At 74.8% G+C, this 2,227-nt stretch carries 2 protein-coding genes and 1 pseudogene; all 3 read right to left on the bottom strand.

Annotated features, from left to right (window positions below):
• Positions 1-340: hypothetical protein (locus tag DMC18_RS25410; protein ID WP_370444636.1), on the bottom strand; the 340-nt coding region annotated here is incomplete at its 3' end.
• A complete protein-coding gene (locus DMC18_RS25405) occupies positions 333-2,012 on the bottom strand; it encodes a GspE/PulE family protein (RefSeq protein ID WP_110133435.1) in 1,680 nt (559 codons plus the stop codon). The genes DMC18_RS25405 and DMC18_RS25410, both read right to left, overlap by 8 nt.
• Positions 2,009-2,227, bottom strand: a pseudogene (locus tag DMC18_RS26435) (prepilin peptidase); the annotation flags it as partial. The gene DMC18_RS25405 and the pseudogene DMC18_RS26435, both read right to left, overlap by 4 nt.

The raw sequence follows: 2,227 nt of genomic DNA, 5'->3' as shown, positions 1-2,227 counted from the left end.
GCTCGCCGGCGCTGATCCGCTCGTGCAGCCGCCGGCAGGCGTGACCGACCCGCGAGCGATCGTCCCGCCCCGACAGCACGTTCAGGGCCGAGCGCATGTCGGCGCCCGCGCCCAGGAGGTCGGCGATGCTGACCAGGGTCTCGGCCCCCTCGCGATCCGAAAGCCCGACCCGCCGCCGCTCGCCGCCGCCCGCCCCGGCCGGCTTCAGGCTCAAGGGCGAAAGCCCCTGGCGGCGCAGACGCTCGAAGGCGGCGCGATCGTCGGGCGCGGCGATGACCCCGCGCACGCGCTTGCCGGTCTCGGAGACGGCGACATAGGCGAAGGTCGCCCCCTCAGCCATCGACCGCCCCCATCACCTCTTCGATGGTGGTGATCCCGGCCTCGGCCTGGGCCAGCCCGTCGGCGGCCATGCCGACCAGCCCCACCTGCGCCGCCAGTCGCGCCAGATCGGGCGCCGGCGCGCGGTCGGCGATCGCCCGCAGCACGTTGTCGTCGGCCAGGAAGGCCTCGGCGATCGGCGAGCGGCCCCGGAACCCCGAGCCCTTGCAAGCCGGGCAGCCGCCCGGGCGGAACACCCGAGCCGGCGCGCGCCCCGTCGCGCGGCGAGCGAAGACGATCTCGGCCTCGGTCGGCTCGCCCGGTTCGCGGCAATGCGGGCACAGGCGCCGCACCAGGCGCTGGGCCACCGAACCCCTGAAGGCCGCGGCCAGCTGGTAGGGCTCCACGCCCATGTCCAGGAGGCGCGGCGCGACGGCCAGGGTGTCGTTGGCGTGCACCGAAGCCAGCACCAGGTGACCGGTCATGGCCGCCTGGATGGCCACCGCAGCCGTTTCGGGATCGCGGATTTCGCCGACCAGGATGACGTCCGGATCCTGGCGCAGGAACGACCGCAGGGCCGCGGCGAAAGTCAGGCCCAGGTTCGGCGCGACCTGGGTCTGGGAGACGTGATCGAAGTGGTATTCGACCGGATCCTCGACGCTCAGCACCTTCTTGGGCGAGCCGACGAAGGTTTCCAGCAGGGCGTAGAGCGTGGTGGTCTTGCCGCTGCCGGTCGGCCCGGTGACCAGGAAGATGCCGTGGGGCGTGCGGCTGGCGCGGCGCAGCACGTCGGTCGCGCCCGGGCCCAGCCCCAGGCTCTCCAGGTCCAGCGGCACGGCCGTGCGGTCGAGGATCCGCAGCACGGCCCCTTCGCCGAACACGGTGGGCGAGGTCGCCACCCGCACGTCGACCGCCTTGCCGCCGATGACGAACGAGGTGCGGCCGTCCTGCGGCAGGCGGCGCTCGCCGAGATTGAGGTTGGCCACGACCTTGATGCGCGACACGGCCGGCGCGGCCAGGTCGGCGCCGACGACCCGATGCTCGATCATGCGGCCGTCCACCCGCAGGCGGACGCGCAGGTCATGCCGGCGCGGCTCGAAATGGATGTCCGAGGCGCCCAGGGCCACGGCCTCCTCGAACACCTCGGCCACCAGCCGGGCGCCGCCGCTCTCGGCGACGAGGTCGGAGACCTGGTCGATCTCGCGCTCCAGGCGGCGCTCGTCCAGCGTCTCGGGCGCGTCGCCCTCGGCGCCGAACCAGTCGTCGAAGGCCTTGCGCCAGTCGCCGGGACGGGCGGCCAGCACGCGCACCGGGCGGCGGGCGGCGAACACCAGCCCGGCCACGGCCTCGTCGTCCAGCGGGTCGCAGGCGGCGCACAGCAGGACCTCGTCCTCGATCGCCAGCGGCAGCAGGCGGCCGCGCCGCAGGAAGTCGACGTCGACGCCGACGGTCGAGATCTCCAGCGCCGGCGGAACGTCCTGCGGCGACCACAGGGCGCAGTCGGCGGCGGCGGCGTAGGCGGTCGCCAGGTCGTCGTCGGACAGGGCGCCCAGCTGGCTCAGCACCTGTTCGACGGGCTGGCGGGTGCGGACGGCGACCAGTTCGGCCCGGGCCACGGCGGCGGCGTCGACCAACCCGCGGGCCAGCAGGTCGTCGACCAGCTGGGCGCGCTTGTGCTGGTTGAGGCCGCTCATGGAACCACCCCGTCCAGCCAGCCGGCCTGCAGCGCCAGGCCCACGACCCAGCCGCCGGCCGCCAGGGCCGGTCCGAACGGCAGGCGGCCGTCGGCCGGTCGCAGCACGGCCAGATGAACGAGACCCAGCAGGCTGGCCAGGACAAGCCCCCAGGGAGCGGCCGCGCCCAGCCACAGGGCCAGGGCGGCGGCCAGCTTGACGTCGCCCCAGCCCAG

The organism is Caulobacter sp. D5 (assembly GCF_003185805.1).
Classification (GTDB): domain Bacteria; phylum Pseudomonadota; class Alphaproteobacteria; order Caulobacterales; family Caulobacteraceae; genus Caulobacter.
Note: the sequence above shows the minus strand (reverse complement) of the source record. Positions and strands in the feature narration are given on the sequence as shown.